The sequence below is a fragment of the Roseinatronobacter thiooxidans genome (genome assembly GCF_001870675.1).
GTDB lineage: Bacteria > Pseudomonadota > Alphaproteobacteria > Rhodobacterales > Rhodobacteraceae > Roseinatronobacter > Roseinatronobacter thiooxidans.
This window is the reverse complement of sequence record NZ_MEHT01000021.1, coordinates 1-19,200: the sequence shown is the minus strand read 5'-3', so window position 1 is coordinate 19,200 and position 19,200 is coordinate 1. Positions and strand designations below refer to the sequence as shown.

Sequence of the window (19,200 nt, the reverse complement as noted above, 5' to 3'; positions counted from 1 at the left end):
TCTAGCGTTCATGCGGCAGTCCAGAGGTCGAGCAACTCAATGCCGCAACTTTCAAGTCAGCGGTGTTGCAAATGATGATCGAGGCGCCGTGATCGCACGCTATAGCTGCGATCGGACAGTCGGACTGCGCGATGGGTCGGCCAGCTGCGCGGCGAGTGGCAGCGATATCGGCGAAAGCGCTCGCGGCGGCACTCTCGAGGACGCGGACGCGCCCAGCCACATCTTCCCGGATGATGTAGTCGATGGCTTGAGCCAGGCCACCGCAACGCCTGCCTTTGGCCATGATGGCCACACCGTAGCGCTGTTCCGCCTCTGAGATCGCGATCAGGTAGACGTGGAGCCCGTCTTGCGCCGCGAGCCACGCCTCGACCTTTGGCTCCAAGGCCGGGCGTGGAAACTCCGATAAGACGTTCGTGTCGATGATAATCATGGTCAGGCGCAACCGAAGCTGGGCAGATCACGCATCGGATCATGCGCGAGAAGCTCAAGCTCTGCACCGCCCATAAGCGCGATCCGAGCGCGGATCGCATGGGCGAGGTTGCGGGGAGGCCTCTCCTGTCTGACAGCCTCGCGCGGTATTTCACAGGTCCCTTCCGCCATCGACCAACCGTGCTCCGCCGCCTGCACGCGCAGACGGCGCTTCACTGTGTCATCTAGGCTCCGTATTGTGATGCTCGCCATCGATCCTCCATCCTGTCATAAAGCATAGACGGCGATTGCAGTGCTATCAATCCAAGACCTCTGTGGCGTATCATCCAATTGTGGAAAACTCCCGAGGATCAACGGCATTGCTAAGACCATGCATCGCCGCGTCGCACGCGTCCAATCATGCGGCATATAGTCGACCCAGCGCCACACCATCGACGCCCAGCAACCCCGCGCCCGTCACCTCGGCCCAGGTCACCCAGCGAAGGGACATTTCGCGTATCACTGGGACGGAACCACCGTCGATTACTTCAAGCGGCTGGAGACTGGTGAGGTCTGGCACGTGACATGGAGCCAAACTCCCATGGTCAACCAACCCACAAAGAACAGCCCCAAAGGCCTGAAATCGAAACGAAACGCCCCCATCACACTGGCCTTCGGGCGCGTTCGGGCGCTATACCTGATCAAACCAAGCATTTTTGAAAGGGGCGCTTCTTGGAGCAGATCAGCAATATCGAAAAACGCCTCTGGGGTTCGGCAGACACCCTTCGCGCCAACTCGAACTTCGCTAGCAACGAATACTTCATGCCCGTCATGGGGCTGATTTTCCTGCGCCACGCCTATTCCCGCTTCCTGAAGGTCCGCGACGAGATTATCCCCACGCTGCCCAGCCGACGCGGCGTCGTGCGCGCGCTGACCAAAGAGGACTTCTCGCGCCGTGGGTCCATCTACCTGCGCCCCGAGGCGCAGTTCGACATGCTGGTCAGCCTGCCCGAAGGCGACAGCGCCGCGACCGCCCTGATCAATGCCATGGAAAGCATCGAGGAGGATTATGAGACCCTCAAGGGCCTGCTGCCCAAACAAGAATATGCCGAACTCGATGACGATGTCCTGCGCCAGGTCCTGCGGATTTTTAACGATCCGGCACTGCAACGCGCTGATGGCGATGTCTTCGGGCGCATCTACGAATACTTCCTGACCCAGTTCGCCGACCAGAAAGCCCATGACAACGGCGAATTCTTCACCCCTGTCAGCATAGTCGAAACCATCGTCAACGTCATCGAACCCACACGCGGCAAGGTGATCGACCCCGCCTGTGGGTCTGGCGGCATGTTCGTGCAGTCGGCGCATTTCGTGGAAATGCAAAAGGCCAACCCGAATGAACAACTGACCTTCTACGGGATGGAAAAGAACCCCACCACCATCCGTCTGGCCAAGATGAACCTCGCCGTTCACGGGCTGGAGGGGGATATCCAGAAGGCGATCAGCTATTACGAGGACCCCCACAAGGATCACGGGCCCTTTGACTATGTGATGGCCAATCCGCCCTTTAACGTGGATGAAATCGACGCGGAGAAGATGAAGGGTGACAAGCGCCTGTCCTTTGGTCTGCCCGGCGTCAACAAGGGCGGCAAGGTGTCGAACGGCAACTATATCTGGATGTCGTTCTTCCACTCCTATCTGTCCGACCGTGGCCGCGCGGGGATCGTCATGTCCTCGCAGGCGTCATCTGCGGGCGGGAAAGAGGCTGATGTCCGTCAGGCGCTGGTCAAGACCGGCGATGTCGACATCATGATCGCGATCCGGGGCAATTTCTTTTACACCCGCGCTGTGCCATGCGAGCTGTGGTTCTTCGACAAGGCCAAGCCCGACCACCTGCGCGACAAGGTGCTGATGCTGGATGCGCGGCATGTGTTCCGCAAGGTCACGCGCAAAGTCTACGACTTCTCGCCCGAACAGATGCGCAACCTGACGGCCATCACATGGCTCTATCGCGGGCAGACTGACCGCTTCACTGCCCTTGTGCAGGAGTATCTTGAAACCGCACGGGGAGAGGCTGCGGGGGCGGAGTTCACCGACCTTCTGGCGGCGATTGACGCTTGCGTGGCCTATTACGCCCCGCATCTGCCGGATGCCACCCTGCCGGACGCCACTTCAGCCGTGCGCGCGGAATGTGACGCCTTCGCCAATGCGGCGGCAAAGCTGGTCGCGGCCCCGGATGAAATCGGCGCACTGAAGGGCCATCTGGCCATCATGCAGCCGGTGGGTGATGCGGCGAAGGCGCTGATCAAGGAAATCGACGGCATGTCGAAGCTGCTGCAAAAGGCACAAGAGGCGCTGCTGGCCAAGGGCGAAAAACCGGCCGAGGGGAAAAGGCTGTTGGCAGCGGTGGCAGAGGCGCGGGTGGCGCTGACGGGCGATCCTGCGGTGCAACTGGTGGTGACGGGCAGCCTGAAACGGTTCCGCTATTTCGAAGGGCAGGCGCATTGGTTGCTGTCGCGCTTCCCCGATGGCGTGCTGCGCGATGTGCAGGGGCTGGTCAAGCTGGTGGATCACGCGGAACTGGCCGCGAATGACTACAGCCTGACACCGGGGCGCTATGTCGGCGTCGCACCAGAGGTCGAGGAGGACGGGTTCGACTTTGAAGAGGCGCTGCGCGAGATCCATCTGGAACTGGACGGGCTGAACCTTGAGGCGGCGGAACTGGCCGAGGTGATCGCGAAGAACTTTGAAGAGTTGCTCGGATGAGTTGGCAATCAATCAGATTTGGCGATGCCTACGCCGAAGCATCCAGAAACGGTGTATACAAGCCGAAAGAGTTTCACGGCGCTGGGGCCAAGATCGTCAATATGGGCGAGCTTTTCCGGTATGACTTTATTGCAGGTCAAGAGATGGCACGCCTGCAAATGTCGGACTCTGAACTGTCAAAGTCGGGGTTGTGCGATGGGGACCTACTCTTCGGTCGTCGCTCTCTCGTTGACGAAGGCGCAGGCAAATGCAGTCTTGTCGCAAACGTCACTGAACCTACAACTTTCGAAAGCTCACTCATCAGAGTGCGCGTCAGGCAAGACGTGTTCGATCCTCGATTTCTGTTTTACTGGTTCAAGTCACCTGGTGGACGTGGCCGCATCCGCGCAATTGTGAGTGGAGTAAACGTAAAAGGAATACGGGGCTCAGACCTTCAGAATATTGAGGTCGTGCTTCCCGACCTCCCCACCCAACAGCGCATCGCGGGGATACTCTCGGCCTATGACGACCTGATCGAGAACAACCGGCGGCGGATCGGGTTGTTGGAACAGGCGGCGCGGCTGCTTTACCGCGAATGGTTCGTCCATTTCCGCTTTCCCGGCCATGAGACCACAAAATTCGTCGATGGCCTGCCGGAGGGGTGGAGCAGGCCAAAGCTGGGTGAGATTTGCTCCACGAACAAGAAGAGCCACAAGGCAGGCAAGCTGCCAACTCGACTTCGTTACATCGACATTGGATCGGTTTCGACAGGGCGCATCGATCATTCGACGGAAATGAGCGCCGAGGAAGCACCCGGCAGGGCAAGGCGGATTGCTGAAGATGGAGATACCATCTGGTCAAATGTCCGACCCAACCTGCGCGCGTATGCGCTTGTAACTGCGCCTCGGCCAGAGGATGTCTTTTCGACGGGCTTCACAATTCTTCATGCTGAAACTGTGTCGCCTTACTTCCTGTATCTCGCGGTCACGACTGATGACTTTGTGAAGCATCTGGAAAACCACGCAACTGGTGTTGGCTATCCGGCTGTGCGTGCGGACGATTTTGAACGTGCGCTTGTCATTAAGCCAACCGATGCCGTGATGGCCAAGTTCCATGAGCTTTGCCAGCCGATATTCTCTCAGCGCCAGCAGTTATTTGACCAAAACGCTCAACTCTCCCGCGCCCGCGACCTGCTCCTCCCGCGTCTTATGGATGGACGCATTCCCGTTTAAGTGTAGTCTTTGCCCATGAATGATTTCACCGAAGATCAGCTTGTCCAGAAAACCATGGCCGATTACCTCGCCGCTGAACATGGCTGGCGCGTGGCCATGGGGTGGAACCGCGAGACGTTTGGCCCTGAAGGCACATTTGGCCGCAAATCCGACAAGGATGTGGTGCTGACGCGCTATTTGTCGGACGCGCTGCTGCGCCTGAACCCCGGCCTGCCTGACATGGCCTATGCGCAGGCGCTGCGCGAGATTACCGACATCTTCGGCTCTCAATCGCTGCTGCACATCAACCAGGACAAATACGCCCTGATCCGCGACGGCGTGCGGGTGAAGTTCCGCCAAAACGGCGAACAGCGCACGGAACGGCTGCGCGTGTTCGATTTCGATGCGGTTGAGAATAACGACTTCCTCGCCGTGCGCGAACTCTGGGTGCGCGGCTATGCCCACCGCCGCCGCGCCGATATCGTGGGTTTCGTCAATGGCCTGCCGTTGATGTTCTGCGAATTGAAGCGCCCCGACCGCGACCTGCGGCGCGCCTATGCCGAGAACCTGTCGGATTACAAAGACACCGTCCCGCACCTGTTCCACTTCAACGCCTTTGTGGTGCTGGCCAATGGCGAAGAGGCCAAGATGGGGTCCATCAGCGCGGATTATGAGCATTTCGCCGATTGGCTGAAGCTGGATGAATGCGACAAGCGCAGCGACATGCTGCCCATGGAAGCGCTGCTGCGCGTGGTTTTCGACAAACGCCGCTTCATGGACCTGTTCGAGAATTTCATCCTGTTCGCCGACACCGCGAATGGCCCCGCCAAGATACTGGCCAAGAACCACCAATTCCTTGGCGTGAACCGCGCGGTTGAGGCCGTGGCGAACCGCCGCGCGCTGGACGGCAAGCTGGGCGTGTTCTGGCATACGCAGGGGTCCGGCAAGTCGTTTTCCATGGCGTTGTTCACCCAGAAGGTGCATCGGCGGCTGGGGGGCGATTACACCTTTCTGGTGCTGACCGACCGCACCGATCTGGACAACCAGATCTACAAGACTTTCGCCAGCGTGGGCCTTGCCAATAACGACAAGGACCCCTGCCGCGCCGGATCAGCACAGGAATTGCGCGCGTTGCTGGGCCAGCAGAAGAAGGTGGTCTTCGGGATGATCCAGAAGTTCACCGACGATCAGGCCAAGGCGGGCATCTATTCCGACCGCGACAATATCATCGTGGTGACGGATGAGGCGCACCGCTCGCAATATGGCACGCTGGCGCTGAACATGCGCAAGGCGCTTCCCAATGCTGCGTTCATCGGGTTCACCGGCACGCCGCTATTCGCCAATGACCAGATCACCAAGCAGGTGTTCGGCGCGTATCTGTCCACCTATGACTTTCAGGATGCGATCGAGGACGGGGCGACCCTGCCGCTGTATTATGATGCGCGCGGCGACAAGCTGAAGCTGACGGGAGATGGTCTGAACGAAAAACTGGCCGAGGCCATTGCAGAGGCCGAAATTCAGGACATGGACGTGGCCGCGAAACTGGCCGACGATTTGAGGCGCGAATACCATGTCGTGACGGCCGAGCCGCGCCTGAAGCATATCGCGCAGGATTTCGCGTGGCATTTCTCCTCGAACTGGGAAAACGGCAAGGCCATGTTCGTGGCCATCGACAAGGTCACTGCCGTGCGGATGTATGATTACATCTCCGAGGCCTGGCAGGCCCGCATCACGGAACTTGAGCGCGACCTTGCGGCCATGACCGATGATCAGGAGCGCGTCTTCAGTGCCCAGCAGATTGCCTGGATGCGCGAAACCCAGATGGCCGTTGTTGTCAGCGATGAACAGGGCGAGGTGCAGAAGTTCAAGGACTGGAACCTTGATATCATCCCGCACCGCAAGCGGATGAAGGACGGGTTCACTGTCACCGAGCAGGTAGGCGGGCGCGAGGTCGAGAAACGCCTTGATGTCGAAACTGCCTTCAAGCGCGATGATCACCCGTTCCGCATTGTTATCGTCTGTGCAATGTGGCTGACCGGGTTCGACGTGCCATCCCTGTCGACGCTTTACTTGGACAAGCCCTTGCAGGCGCACACCTTAATGCAGGCGATCGCGCGGGCAAACCGCGTGAAGGAAGGGAAAAGCAATGGGTTGATCGTCGATTATTGCGGGATACTGAAGAACCTGCGCAAGGCGCTGGCCACGTTTGCGGGCCATACCGGCGGGTCTGGACCGCTTGCGCCCGGCGAGGATCAACCGACAGTCGATCCGCTGCACCCTGAAGAAAAGCTGATCGAGGAACTGGCCGAAGCCATTGTCATCATTCGCGAAGGCCTGCGCAAAGACGGGTTTGGGCTGGAGCGCCTACATGACGCCGAGGGCTTCGACAAGCTGAAGGCGCTGCGAGATGCGAAGGAACTGATCAACACCAATGACGAAACTCGCAAGCGTTTTGAGATCGGTGCCCGCGCGGTTTTTCGCAAATACAAATCCTGTCTGACCTTCCCAAAGGTGGAGGCTTACAAGCGCGACTATCAGGCGATCAACTACATCTACAGCGCGCTTCAAGACGACAAGATGCAGGCCGACACGACTGCGATCATCCAGAAGCTGAACGAAATCGTCGCCGAGGCCATCGACATTCAGCCCGATGCCAAGGATGACAAGGTCTTCGATATCTCGAAAGTCAATTTCGACCTGCTTCGAAAGGAATTCGCCAAAAGCGAACGCAAGGCGAGCGATGTGCAGGATATGCGGACTGTCCTAGAGAACCGCCTGGCCAAAATGCTCGCTGCCAATCCGACCTTGGGGGACTTTCAGGATCGCTTCGACAAGATCATAACTGACTATAACAAGGAGAAAGACAAGAACACGATTGAGGCCACCTTTGAGGCCCTCATTCGTATTGCCGCCGATCTTGAAGCGGAATCGCAAAGTCACGTCGCGCTTGGCCTCACCCCGGAGGAGAAACCGGTTTTCGACCTGCTGATGCAAGAAGACCTGAGCAAAGAGGAAGCACGGCAGATCAAATCCGCCTCGATCGCAGTACTTCAGGCAATTCGGCGGCGCATGGAAGAGGTACAAGACATCTTCCAGAAACAAAGCACCCGTGATGGCCTGCGCCAGGAAATCTACGATTTGCTGTATGATGACAGGACCGGCCTACCGGCATCGAAATATGACAGTGAGATTCTGACGGAAAAGACCGATGCTGTGTTTCAGCATTTCATGCATCAATTTGACATCGGCGCGACAGTCGTCAGCGGGCTTCATCATTAAAGTTCGGCTGAATGGTCCCAGCGGGAACGCGCACGACCCTGTCATGCCGCAGCCGCAAAACCTTCTGGCCGGAACCTCACCATCGCCTCGGGGCCGCGCGGATCAAGATCGTAGAGAGCGGGCCGTGCATTCAGGTAGCTGCGCCAGGTTTTTTCCGGCAATGTACTGATCTTGATCCCATGCGCCACATGCATTTTCGGGGCGAGATCAGCAATGCGCATGCCAGCCCCCTTCTTGCTGTGTTCAGCAATCATGGCCCGGATTTTCAGGTCCATATCTGCGATATCTGACGGCGCTTTGGGCACCAAGTTCACTGTCGGTTTCGTGCCCAGTTCGACGAAGCTCGAACAACTGGCCCTGAACATATGCGGCGCTTTCGCTTCACCGACTCCGATCACCTTTGCACCGAGCTCGCGCAATCGCACCGCAAGATGCGTGAAATCTCCATCAGAGGACGCAATGATGAAGCGCGTTGCCGTTTTCGCATGCACAAGGTCCATCGCATCGATGGCCAACAGGATATCGGATGCATTCTTGCCTGACCCGGCATGGACCAGCCGATACCCGATGGCACCGTGCCAGTCGGAAGTCCGCCGCGCGTCCAGATAGGCCCGCACGACAATCGGATCACCGTGCTCCTTGGCGATGCCAAGAATGGCCGCGCCGTTCTTTCCGCTGATATTGTCGCCGTCCACAAGAACTGCCACGGGCTGGGTCATGTCGCGCACCGTCTTTCGGGGTTTTCATCCCGTTACTGCAGGAATGCGCCCAAAATTCGGCGACATGCGAATTTCTCAGCCCGGCATGGAGAGCCAGCAAGATCAGTTTCGCGTCCAGACTGTCACCTTCGTCCAGCGCGAATTCTGCGCGCTCATCAGCGCGCCCGGCTTCGGCGACGCTGTTGCTGTCAGCGAACTGCTCATGCTTGAGAGGATGTAAAAGAATCCCTGTCACACGCGATCCGACGGGAATTTACCCAATGTTTTCAGAGGGCGCTCTTTCGCGTCCTCGATACATTCACACGCTCTGAGGATACAATAGGCCAGTAGTTGCGCCGCATCCGTGATGCCCCCTCCCTGCGCGGCTGGCGCGGCATGCGTCTTGTGAAGCTGGATCACGGTCAGCTTGACCGGTTCCGGCACAAGCAGCGGATGCAGACCGGCTGCACGAAGTGCATCGTCAAGCGTGCGCATCGCGGTCGAGCGGCCCAGCATGTCAAACAATCGAAACATATTGACCACCTATCAGGGCGTGGACCAGAACGCACGAGCGATGGCGGGCTGGCCGACATCGAGGGCCAGATCCATAGCACCGCATCAGGTTCCCGGCCCCTCGCCCTCTGGTTTCGGCTCCGGTTTCGACGTCGAGATCACCTCACGCGCGTCCCGCAGGATATCCTTCCCCTCGTCGGCCAGCTCGGCCGGAAGTCCGGCACGGCGCAGCCACAATGTCATCTTCTCGATCAGGGGCTGGAGAACCCGCAGCAGGCGGTCGGCTGCCGCCCATTTGAGTGCCAGATTCGCCTTCATTTCGTCGAGGGCCCCTTTTTCCCGCGCGAGTTCCGCGCGTTGCTCCGCAATGTCCGACCGGGCGACAGACCGCTCCTGCTCGATCTCCTTAATCGCCTCCGTCCGCTCTGTCAGCGCCGATCGCGCCAAAGCTGCGGTGTCCCGCTGGACCGCATCGATCGACCCCAAGAAGGAATGCGCGGCGGCCACAGCGGGGGCGATCTCCGGATGTGCGGCGCGAACGGGCTCTGCCATCCGCTTCAAATCATCGGCGCCCCCTTCGTGCAGGGTACGCGCCTTAACGCCCTCACTCAGAGCGACCAACCCATTCCTGACCGCATCCACACGCGCGAGCGCATCGGCGGCGCGCGCCTCATGCGCTCCAGCCGTGCGCGCAGCCTCTTTCGCCCGCCGCTCCTCCGCAATGCGCGCGGCTTCAGCATCGGCCTGCGCCTGCCGCGCAGCTTCCGCGCGCGCCGCGGCCTGCGCATTCTCCCGATGCAACGCAAGGGCCCGTGTCTCCATCTCCCGGATTCGGGCCGCTTGTTCGGAGCGGCGCCGCTCCAGTTCAGTGGTTTTCTCAGCCAGGCTTTTGATGTGAGCGCGCCGGAACGCCTCTGCGAGATACCCGCGCTTGAGCGCGATCTGTGCCTCGACCATAATCTGATCGGCCTGTTGTCTCTGCGCCTGCGCTTCCCTGATCGCGCGCTTGCGCGACTTCTTCATCGTCGATTTCGCGGTCAACCCGGCATCGGCCCGGACCTGCGCGGCCTCGACCCAGGTTTTCTTCCGGATCCGGTCGCGATCCGCCAGCGCCTTGCGGCGCTGCTCTTCACGCCATTTCGACGGCGTCACATGCTTACGCGGCGACGGGGCCTCCAGTCCCGCGGCCAAGGCCGCGCGGGCGGCGGCAGCGCGGCGCTCGCCGCGGTGGATTCCCATATCTACGAACGCCTCCCCGGCGATGTCCTGGGCGTGTTCGTAATTCGCCAGAAGGGGGTTCGCAGAGGGCTGGAGAAGCCGCTGTCGTCCCCGATTCTGGCTGACCTTTTCGACCCAGACGGCGATCGCGAAATGAAAGTGCAAGGCCTCCTCATCCTCATCGATATTCACCTCCCTGAGCTGTCCGCCGGGGAAATGCTCCTGAAGAAAATCATTCACGCGCCGCTTGAACGCCCCCACCCGTTCAGGGTCCCAGTTTTCATGTCCGGTGCCGCCGAACCAGAGCTTGTTGACCGTGATGATCCCCTCGCGCAGGGGACCTCCGCGGGTGAATTTCCACGGGTCGACAGGCCCGCGCTCCCGCAGCCGCTCGGCCTCAAGAAAGCGCCCCTTACGTTCCCGCGCGGCGATCTCTTCCTCGTGGTTATGCGCCATCGCGGCCGCGATCTCCGCATGGATGCGCTCGATCCAGTCCGGTTCCCCGACCGGCTGGGTGTTGAGGTGCGACAGGTCGGTCCGGACATGCGTGAGATCACCACCGGTTCGTTTGTCATGCATTTCCCGGCGCTTCAGGTCCCGGGGGAACAGCGACGCAAACCGCAGGACAATCGGAGCGGTCGTCAGACAGGTGGAAGATTCGGGGTTGTCAAAACGGGCATGGATGGACATGATTATTTTCCGGAACAGATTTCGCAGGTCCAAGTGTCCGCGAGAGGCGTGAAAACGCGCAGCGAAAAATCTGCGGGAATGTCCGGTCTGTTACTCACTATCGTTTTTGCGCTGTCGGGCGGCCCCCGACACCACAAAAACTTCGTTCGCGAGGGGGATACCCCCTCGACCCCTTCTCGCGATTCGACCGGCCCAAAGGCCGATCAATCGCTGCGACCAGCAGCCTGCTGGACCCGTTGCACCCCATCTTTCATTTGTTTTTCTTGTTCTTTTTTGGGTGCGCCCGCCGCTTCTGTGCATGCGGCTGATGGTGTGCCCCCCTGCCCGCTCGTCCCGCTAAGGTGTGCCCAGCTCGGGCGCGGAGGCCGGCCGAGCCGGCCATCCTCCACACCCAGCCCGCATGGCCCGCCCGAGTTGCCGTTGCGAAACGCCCGCTCCCTTCCCACTCACGGCGCCCCTAAACTCCGACACGCTAGCCCCTCATTCTTCACGCGACCTTCATCGCCGTCATGGTGGTCAGGGGTGCCCCGGCAACGATTACCAACCCACCTGGACATGATCTTGGAAACCCTTAACCTGGCGGGAGTTTCCCGGAGGCTCTTTGTCCGACCCGCACCCTGATTGCCCGATCTGTCGCGCGCCCAGCCCACTGGCCGCGCCGCGGCATGTGGCGGCTTGGGCTGATCTGACGGCGGCCGAACAGTTCACGCTGCTGGCTCGGCTGGGGGAGGCGCTGGCCGCCGGGGCGGCGGGGTTCGCGGTGGCGACGGACCACGGGCATTTCCACCTGCGGCCGGGCGGCGCGCAGGCCCTGCGCCTGACCATCGGAGCAGCCGATCCGCTGCTGCCGCTGATCGCGCAAGGCATCGATGCGGCGGACAGCGTCGATCTGGCGGTGGCCTTCGCGATGGACTCGGGTGTGCCGCGAATCGCGCCCTGGTTCCGGGACCTGCTCGACCGGGGCGGGCGGCTACGGGTGGTAGTGGGCGATTACATGGACGTCACCGAACCTGCCGCGCTCCATCGCCTGGCCGACCTGGACGGCGCGCAGGTGCGTGTGTTCGAAACCGGCCCGGGCAGTTTCCATCCCAAGACTTGGCGTTTCCGGGCGGCGGATCGGCAGGGCGCGACGATTGTCGGCAGCTCGAACCTGTCCCGAGCAGCGCTGACCAAGGGTGTCGAATGGAACTGCCGAAGGCACTGCCAATGTGGTGACACGGGCCTTTGATGATCGCGGGTCCCATCCCCAGACCCGCCGCGACTACCCGATCAGACGCATTCTATCACGCGCCGACAGTCAGGCACGCTTTCACCTCTTCGTCCGGAACGGCAAGCTGCGCAACGGGAAAGCAGCGCCGTTCCTGTACTGCGGGCGACCCGTGTTCGAGGACTGGGAAGGCAAGAAGCCGATCACGGTGACCTGGCGTTTGTTGGTCCCGGTGCCGGAACACCTTCGCCCTGGTTTGGGGATCGAGGGGTGAGGGAGGGGGACGCGAACGGCCCTAAGCCGACGGTTGGGCAGTCGCCGAGAATTTCGCGAAACGGCCATTCAAGCCTAACGCAGCAACGTGTAGCAGCCTCTCTTTCTATTGCCGTTCGACGGGTGTGCTAACCAGCTATGCGCTTCTACAATCCAAACTTTCGTCTCGCGTGCAGTGCGACCAACTGAGGGTTTTTTGCATCAAAGTATACGACGTCGTGACGCTTCCAGCAGGGCCGCGCCGCGGCTGTTTACGTCGAGTTTAGAGTAAATCCGTTTCACATGCGTCCGAACCGTCGACTCTGCAATTCCCAAAGACCGAGCAGCCTGTTTCAGCGTCTGACCGGTAGAAATACTGTTTAGCACATCGCTCTCACGCTTCGTCAATTCGACAGGCTCGGTCTGTTCATCGGAAGGTGCGGCGAGAGAATTCAGGATGTAACGCGCCACCTTCGGGCTGATGGGCGCACCGCCGGCCATCATTTGCGACAGCATTTCGACCAGACTGGACCCGGCATTCACTTTCAGGATGTAGCCAGACGCACCTCGGCGAATTGCTTCGAGCACGGTACGTTCATCCTCGAAAATCGTGCAGATAGCCACCTCGGCATCCGGTTGCGACTTGGACAGTTGTGTCAGCACGTCTAGACCGGAACCATCGGGCAGGCCCACATCAATCAGCGCAGCGTCAAAACGATATCGGCGCATGACAAGCTTGGCATCGCGCACGCTTCCGGCAAGGGCTGTTGCCTCAAAATCTGCCGCTTGGGAAAGGATATCCTGGAAATACAACTGCCAATCCAGATCGTCCTCAACCACCAGAACTCTATAGCTCATTCTGATCCTCTGCCACCGCAAGCTGGCTTATAGGGCGTGCCTCGGTCACACCTTCTTTTGTGGTTGAGAAACTCCCAACAGGGATCACGCACTCGACAGTCCAGCCACGTTCACCTTGCGTGACAGTCAGCTGTCCGCCAAGGCGGGCCGCGCGGGCGCGCATGGTGTCCAGTCCCCGACCGATTGGGTTTTCCACAGGTGCTGCGCGCGCGCGCGCAGCACCGATATCGGAAATACGCAGGATGAAACCTTCAGCTTCACTGAGCAATCCCTGAACTCTGATTTCTTGGCTCCCGCTGTGGCGCACTGCATTCGACAGCGATTCCTGTCCGATACGCAAGATGTTGAGTATCTGCGTCGGAGGCATCTGTAAGTCCCGCACTTGGGGCACGAAATCAAGCGATATATCAATGCCTAGCGCCTCTGCCGTAGTGCGATTCATATGACATATATCGATCAGCGCTTCACCCACCGTGCGGACATCCCGTGCGGTCATCACGATGCGCAGATCGTCGAGGCATTCGCGCAGGGATTTGATGCCGGGCAATTTTTGCGCCTGGAATTGCGCAAGCAGCATCGACAAACGATTGCCGACACCATCATGAAGATCCTCGACAAGCTGTGCTCGTTCAGACGCAATGGTTTCGCGACGTTCCGCGATGATAAGTGCCTTATATTGCTGACTCAGTTCTTTGCGCGCTGCTTCTATGCGTCGGTTTAGTTCGGCATTGGCCTCTTGTGCGCGCACCCATGCGTGGGCGTAGCTGTTGGCGACTGTCAGCGATATGGCAAACAGGACCGTTGGCATGGCCACGGGAAGCAAGAGAACCGTTTCAAACGGCAACGCACCCACAATCCAAGACAGATCGTTGATTGTCGGTGGCACAATCATCAGCAGCGCGAGCGCAAGCAGAGTCTGGTCGCGTTCTGGGCGCAGGACAGCCCTGACACATACAAAAGCGATGCATGCGACCCCGACCACCGCAATCGGAACGTAGAAAAGCAGCGTTCGATTTTCGGCGAAATAGCTCTGCGGAAACAGGAACAGAACTGCCGTCCCCGCCACGACGGCCCAGATGATCAATCTTTCCGGCAGTCTCCAGGTCACGCCAGATTGTCGCAGCAGAAAGACGGAAAAGAACCCAACGGCCCAAGCTAGGCTGGAGGCGACGAGCGGAACCCAGATCATAATGGGAAGCGGTGCTTCGCCAGCATGGACATGCAGTGACCGGAAGGCAAAGACCACCATCGCCGCCGCAAGAAATCCGTAGTTGGAGAAATGTCGGTGGACTGTGACCCTTCGCCCCTGCGCCCAGATCAACAGCAAAGGAATCGCCATGATCAGCGTTGCCAGATTTGCAAATAGAGGCAATTGCGCTTGCAGGAAGTTAAGCCGGTTGGCCACCGCCTCGACAGCCGCATCTGGCCCTAGCAATATCTTCGACAGACCTGCAGTGCTGTAAAAAGACGCAACAACGGTGGCGGTAAGTATATTCTCGCCCTGACGCAGCAAACTTTCAGGCAGATCGACCAGCCGCGGAGTGTACCATTCCCAGCTCTGGTTCGGATCCTGCTCTGACTCGGTGTAGATGCGTTCACCGTTGAGCATCAGCTTCACAGTCCGCGAGACGCGTGGGATCAGCAGGGATTTGGGGCCTGTGGGCGCGTCAGTCAGAATGAAAGGCATTGTATATTGCCCGCTCACAAGCCCCGTTGGGGCGCGCCCGTCCAATGGCACATCGTTGCGCCAGTCTTGTGAAAGCACTACACCATGGCGGGCGGGCAGGTGCTCGCCAGTGTCCAGAATGACAAATTCAACAGTTTCGGCATGATCTAGGGTGATGACCTGCGGTGAACTGCGATGTGGGTCATAGGCCAGAGTTAGAAAACTCGTCGCGCCCAAAACGAAACACAGAAACAAAAATGTCGATATCGAGTATCTAACACTTTTTTCCATTAAAAATTAGCCCGATCTCGTGAGCATCGCGCTCGACTCCACCCGCTGTTTCAACCACAACAAACCTTTAACTTCATGCCCTGCATGCGATCATCCACGCGACACTCAAAAGCTTCTTGTTAGCCCGACTGAAACACGCGCATTCCTGAAATTAAATAACGGAATCGTAGAATTGCGCCGTTCAAGCAAGATGTCAAGTCGGGGCGCATAACCGGTGAACTCGAATTCACGGTGCAACATTCCAACAGTGATCGATGTAGTTCTATCGGATCTGGTTGTCTGGAACAGATTTGATACCCCGCCGCGGCGTTCACGCATATGACCAAGGTCCACTGCCGTCATCAACCCGCCATCAAAGACATAGGTCGCACCAAGGCTCAGCCCCGCCTGCACACCGCTCTCGGCAGCGCTTACGGCTTTGGTCTGGGTCAGAAACGCGCCCCCACGCAGTCCGAAGGTTGGGGTCAGAACATGGATAAGGTTCAGCTGCGCCCTACGACGTGTTCCGTCCCGGTTGCTTAAGGTGTCATGACGGATACGCTCAAGATCGCCTCGAAACCGCAACCGTGTGCGGGCGTTCATGCGCGTCTCATAGGTACCATACACCCCGAAACTTTGCGAATATGCGGCAGAGCTGATCCAGCGTCGCGATGCCGTCAGCCCGAAGCCAGCCGCGCGGCCCCCATCCGCGTTGACAACCAAGCCGATTTCACCGCCTGCGCGGATATCGTTCAAGCCGCTGTTTTCAAACAATCTTGCGTCAAGGGACGCTGACACCCTTGCGTTAAGATCTCGGCTGATACGGGGCAGATAGGTCAGCCGCCCGGTCACGTGCAGGGCGGTCGCTGCCTCGGCCTGTTGGTTCAGTGTGAACTCTTCGTTCAATATCGATATCGTTTCCGCGTCTGTCCGGCGCGCTGGATTGGCTTCCGGTGCAATGGAAAAGCTGAATTGCGCCTCCCAGCGCTTGCGCGCGCGAATACGTGCCTGATGCTGGAAAACCGCATTGCGGGTAGCTTCAGGCAGATCCGCACCAAGGGATTGTTCGAAATGGAACGCGGCCTTTTCGTCATCCTCCACCAGATAATACGCGCGGGCAAGTTCAAGCCGGAAACGATATTCGCCAGGTGCCAGCGTCACAAGCCTCTCAAGAATCGGGATGGCGGCGCGGGGGCGGCCTGCGCGCACATGTCCGGATGCTTCGGCCCAGGCTTGCAGAACGGCCCTTTGAAGTAGCACTTGCTGGGAAACCTGTTGTGCGGGGGCTTGGGACGTAGCGGGCGACGCTCCGGACATATCCTGTGCGACTGCCAGAGTAGGTAGTATCAGGATCGCCAACCCGGCACCCAGCAGGTGTCGCAACTTCAGATATGTCATGATGCTCTACTGGCTTGGTGATTGATGCGCAGCACCCGTTCTGGATGCTGCGAATAGGTGTCACATGTCAAAAAATTTGGATGCTTCAGTCCCGATCTGCGCTGAAAATACCTTCAAAGCCATCGATGAATTCACCATCTTGTACAGTGCCCGACAGGATGCCGATAACTTGTCCAGCATCGTCAGTCAGGAATGTCCCCTCGATAACGCCGGTGAAGGTGCCTGAATCATCCATCGCACTTAGCGTACCGCCGAGGTTAGTCGCCGAGAATGTACTGCCAGTGATAACCCCGTTGCTGAAGGAGAGGCTGCCATCAACGGTAAGACCGCCTTCCGGTGCGTCGTCACCGAAAGCGATGAAAGAGTCCAGCAAGCCAGTGATCGAGTCGTTGTCAAAATTTGCCGTTAATCCAATATCGCCAAGCAATGCTGATGCGGTCTCACCGTCAGCGGCATCATCAACAGCGATCCCCACAGCACCTGAATAGGTTGCAGTACCTGACAAGCCGCTGGTATCGAAGTGCTCTCCGCTGTTGCGTTCCAGGAACTCGGTGATCAGGGCCTGCCCTTCTGTCGGCAGTTCATTGAATTCCGAGCTGCCTTGCGCAGGAATGTCTGATATGTCATAGGGAGCGCCGCTGCCGTTGTCGTCGCCACCATTGCCACCGCTGCCGTTGTCGTCGCCACCATTGCCACCGCTGCCGTTGTCGTCGCCACCATTGCCACCGCTGCCGTTGTCGTCGCCACCATTGCCACCGCTGCCGTTGTCGTCGCCACCATTGCCACCGCTGCCGTTTTCTACGCCATTGGTGCCATTACCGCCGCCGGTGCTGCTGCCACAAGCGGCAAGTACCAGTACAAGTGGCAAAACCAATCCAAGCGCCACAGGCCTCTTGATATCCATTTTCTTCCCTCTTCGGTTTTCTGAACCTTTTCACGTTATCAATCGATCACGTGTCCGGCATCGCCCGTTCGGGGGATAAAGAATCTTTAGAGCCATCAAATAGCTGTTTCTTTGGCGGAATAACGTGAAGCAAACAGCCAGTTAAGGATTGTTGGACTTGGTAGATTATCCCCACAAGTACATTGAAATGTAGAAAACAGTTCGATGAGCAGGCATCACGCTTGAGTAAATCAGGTTTTTGCACACAAGCCTTTCGACATGGCGTTACGGCAAGCGGTGGCTGGAAGGTTTTATGGCACACCTGGTTCAATCCCGAGGTTTTCTTATCGACTGCGCCGCAGCTTGGTTTGGTCTGCGACGCTCAACTCAGGACAGGGCGCGCAGATGGCCCCTATCTGGAGCCGGCGATTTGCAAACGTTGATTTTGCTTACTTATGACAGTTGAACGCAGCTAGACAACTGAGCGCTTTCGCAAGTTGCTGCAGATGCAATGCTGCGACCCTGTCAGTCTGCAATCCGCCCTGCGCGTCACGCGGCGCCCTTGCAGAACAGTCGGCAAGACCGTCCATGTTCGTCTCAGCGTTGAAGTAAGTATTGACCTCAGCGCTGAGGTGGGCGCCGACGTCTCCGCCCGCACCGGTTGGATCATCGCTCAGGTCAGCGCTGACTTGGGCGATGATGCGAGCGCCGATGCAGCTGCGGCTATCACGCAGACGTGATCACTTTGTTGGAGATTCAGCGGTTTGTACTTTCACGGCGGTCGCGGACGCTGTGGGGGAAGACAAGGAAAGAGCCGCGATGTCAAAGAAATCCACACCACAAACTATCCCGACGAAACGTCGTCGCACCAGAGCTGAACGTGAGGAGCACGCTGAATTCGCCCGCCGCTCGGTCGCGCGCAAAAAGGCACAAGGGCTGTTTCGGGCGAACGTATGGATCCCCATGGACCAAAATGAGTACTTTCAGAATCTTGCCGCGGAGGCCCGGGCCCGGCACTTTGCGCGCCTTACGCCCATGGTTGAAGACCAGACGCCGCCCGCGAAGAAGCGACGCGCGCAGGGCAAATTCGAGAGCGACGCCCGTCAGGGGAAGCTTCCGCTTTGATGCGGTTTTCCAAAGTAAGGGTAAGTGACCGCCGCGCCTGCGCGCTCTAGTCCCACCCTTGTGATTTCCCTGCGCACGCAGATTGGCGGCGCACTGCCGCCGGAGAGCTGCCGCCATCGCGCGCCTTCCGGGTCCGGGTCAGGGTCAGGGACGACGTGGTGATGTCCCTGCATTCCCCTGCGCGACAAGGGCAAGGCGTTCTTCGGCGCGCTCTGCGCGGGCCTCGGCTTTGGCGATGGTCCCTTCCAGCATCGCGACTTTTTCCTTTAGGGCCTCGATCGTGGATTGTGCCCGCGCCAGGTCAAGCGCCTGTGCGTCATGGACGCTGCGCAACGTATCGATCTGCGATCGCAAGTCCGCGATTTCACGTTCCAGGTCCTGATGCCGGACTTCCGCCTGATTGAGTGTGTCGAGCAGCTCGGATTGGGTTTCTGCCGCTTTTTGCTGACTGGCGCGGTATTCGCGGCGCAGGGCGTCCGAGGCGACACTCGCTTCTGCAAGCGCGTCCCGCCAGATGCGTCCCGCCAGATCGCGGGCATGCCCCAGCACTTCCTCGGGGATTTCAAGCGTATCCAGTTCAGCGCGCTCTTTCTGCGCTTCTTTCCAGGCGCGGACCAAGGGCACCAGCGTAGACATCGATCCGCCGCCCAGAAGGGCGTGAATGGCCTGATTGGTGACGGGCTGGCCGCGGGCGACCAGCGCTTGGGCTGCGCGGTCGACGGCGTCCGGGGTAATCAATGGCGAGCGTGGCATAGACCCGATCCTCAAAATCTCATAAT

Annotated in this window: 17 protein-coding genes; 7 read left to right on the top strand and 10 right to left on the bottom strand. The window is 59.2% G+C overall.

Annotated features, from left to right (window positions below):
* Position 1: 1 nt before the first annotated feature.
* Complete coding sequence (locus BG455_RS10670) at positions 2–430, bottom strand: PIN domain-containing protein (protein WP_211307084.1); 429 nt, start codon at positions 428–430, stop codon at positions 2–4.
* A 2-nt stretch (positions 431–432) separates the two neighbouring features.
* Entirely contained in the window at positions 433–681 is a 249-nt protein-coding gene (locus BG455_RS10665; protein ID WP_071469996.1) for a FitA-like ribbon-helix-helix domain-containing protein, read from the bottom strand.
* A gap of 459 nt (positions 682–1,140) precedes the next feature.
* Here BG455_RS10665 and BG455_RS10660 point away from each other — a divergent pair, with 459 nt between their 5' ends.
* The 3 genes from BG455_RS10660 to BG455_RS10650 are packed head-to-tail and all read left to right on the top strand — an operon-like array spanning position 1,141 to position 7,643.
* On the top strand, positions 1,141–3,174 hold the full coding sequence (locus tag BG455_RS10660) for a type I restriction-modification system subunit M (RefSeq protein WP_071469995.1): 2,034 nt from the start codon (positions 1,141–1,143) through the stop codon (positions 3,172–3,174).
* Entirely contained in the window at positions 3,171–4,385 is a 1,215-nt protein-coding gene (locus BG455_RS10655) for a restriction endonuclease subunit S (protein WP_071469994.1), read from the top strand. The genes BG455_RS10660 and BG455_RS10655 overlap by 4 nt, the downstream gene beginning before the upstream one ends.
* A gap of 15 nt (positions 4,386–4,400) precedes the next feature.
* Positions 4,401–7,643 carry a type I restriction endonuclease subunit R gene (locus BG455_RS10650; RefSeq protein WP_071469993.1) on the top strand — a complete coding sequence of 1,081 codons (3,243 nt, stop codon included), beginning with the start codon at positions 4,401–4,403 and terminating at the stop codon, positions 7,641–7,643.
* 41 nt (positions 7,644–7,684) lie between these two features.
* Here the strand turns inward: BG455_RS10650 and BG455_RS10645 are convergent, their stop codons facing one another.
* Positions 7,685–8,362 carry an NYN domain-containing protein gene (locus BG455_RS10645; protein ID WP_071469992.1) on the bottom strand — a complete coding sequence of 226 codons (678 nt, stop codon included), beginning with the start codon at positions 8,360–8,362 and terminating at the stop codon, positions 7,685–7,687.
* On the opposite strand from BG455_RS10645, the gene BG455_RS10640 reads away from it, so the two are divergent.
* A complete protein-coding gene (locus BG455_RS10640) occupies positions 8,361–8,582 on the top strand; it encodes a hypothetical protein (RefSeq protein ID WP_071469991.1) in 222 nt (73 codons plus the stop codon). The two genes, BG455_RS10645 and BG455_RS10640, sit on opposite strands and share 2 nt — an antisense overlap.
* 11 nt (positions 8,583–8,593) lie before the next feature.
* On the opposite strand, the gene BG455_RS10635 is transcribed toward BG455_RS10640, so the two are convergent.
* Entirely contained in the window at positions 8,594–8,875 is a 282-nt protein-coding gene (locus tag BG455_RS10635) for a hypothetical protein (RefSeq protein WP_071469990.1), read from the bottom strand.
* A gap of 84 nt (positions 8,876–8,959) precedes the next feature.
* A complete protein-coding gene (locus BG455_RS10630) occupies positions 8,960–10,762 on the bottom strand; it encodes a coiled-coil domain-containing protein (protein ID WP_071469989.1) in 1,803 nt (600 codons plus the stop codon).
* A 601-nt stretch (positions 10,763–11,363) separates the two neighbouring features.
* On the opposite strand from BG455_RS10630, the gene BG455_RS17595 reads away from it, so the two are divergent.
* Entirely contained in the window at positions 11,364–11,990 is a 627-nt protein-coding gene (locus tag BG455_RS17595; protein ID WP_071469988.1) for a phospholipase D-like domain-containing protein, read from the top strand.
* Positions 11,974–12,243 carry a hypothetical protein gene (locus BG455_RS17590; protein ID WP_245735528.1) on the top strand — a complete coding sequence of 90 codons (270 nt, stop codon included), beginning with the start codon at positions 11,974–11,976 and terminating at the stop codon, positions 12,241–12,243. Before BG455_RS17595 ends, BG455_RS17590 begins: the two co-directional genes overlap by 17 nt.
* Before the next feature lie 200 nt (positions 12,244–12,443).
* Here the strand turns inward: BG455_RS17590 and BG455_RS10615 are convergent, their stop codons facing one another.
* The 4 genes from BG455_RS10615 to BG455_RS17335 form a co-directional block, all read right to left on the bottom strand.
* Positions 12,444–13,079: a response regulator gene (locus BG455_RS10615; RefSeq protein WP_071469986.1), complete on the bottom strand. Its 636-nt coding sequence runs from the start codon at positions 13,077–13,079 to the stop codon at positions 12,444–12,446.
* Positions 13,069–15,000 (bottom strand): sensor histidine kinase, encoded by a 1,932-nt coding sequence (locus tag BG455_RS10610; protein WP_071469985.1) that lies wholly within the window; start codon positions 14,998–15,000, stop codon positions 13,069–13,071. The genes BG455_RS10615 and BG455_RS10610 overlap by 11 nt, the downstream gene beginning before the upstream one ends.
* Before the next feature lie 141 nt (positions 15,001–15,141).
* The gene (locus BG455_RS10605; RefSeq protein ID WP_084386269.1) at positions 15,142–16,413 is read right to left on the bottom strand and encodes a surface lipoprotein assembly modifier; all 1,272 of its coding nucleotides are present in this window, start codon (positions 16,411–16,413) and stop codon (positions 15,142–15,144) included.
* Positions 16,414–16,498: 85 nt separating this feature from the next.
* Entirely contained in the window at positions 16,499–17,317 is an 819-nt protein-coding gene (locus tag BG455_RS17335; protein ID WP_071469983.1) for a HupA family protein, read from the bottom strand.
* A gap of 798 nt (positions 17,318–18,115) precedes the next feature.
* Here BG455_RS17335 and BG455_RS10590 point away from each other — a divergent pair.
* Entirely contained in the window at positions 18,116–18,421 is a 306-nt protein-coding gene (locus tag BG455_RS10590) for a hypothetical protein (protein ID WP_071469981.1), read from the top strand.
* A 144-nt stretch (positions 18,422–18,565) separates the two neighbouring features.
* Here the strand turns inward: BG455_RS10590 and BG455_RS10585 are convergent.
* Positions 18,566–19,200 (bottom strand): DNA-binding protein (locus BG455_RS10585; protein WP_071469980.1); only part of this gene is annotated, 635 nt, incomplete at its 5' end.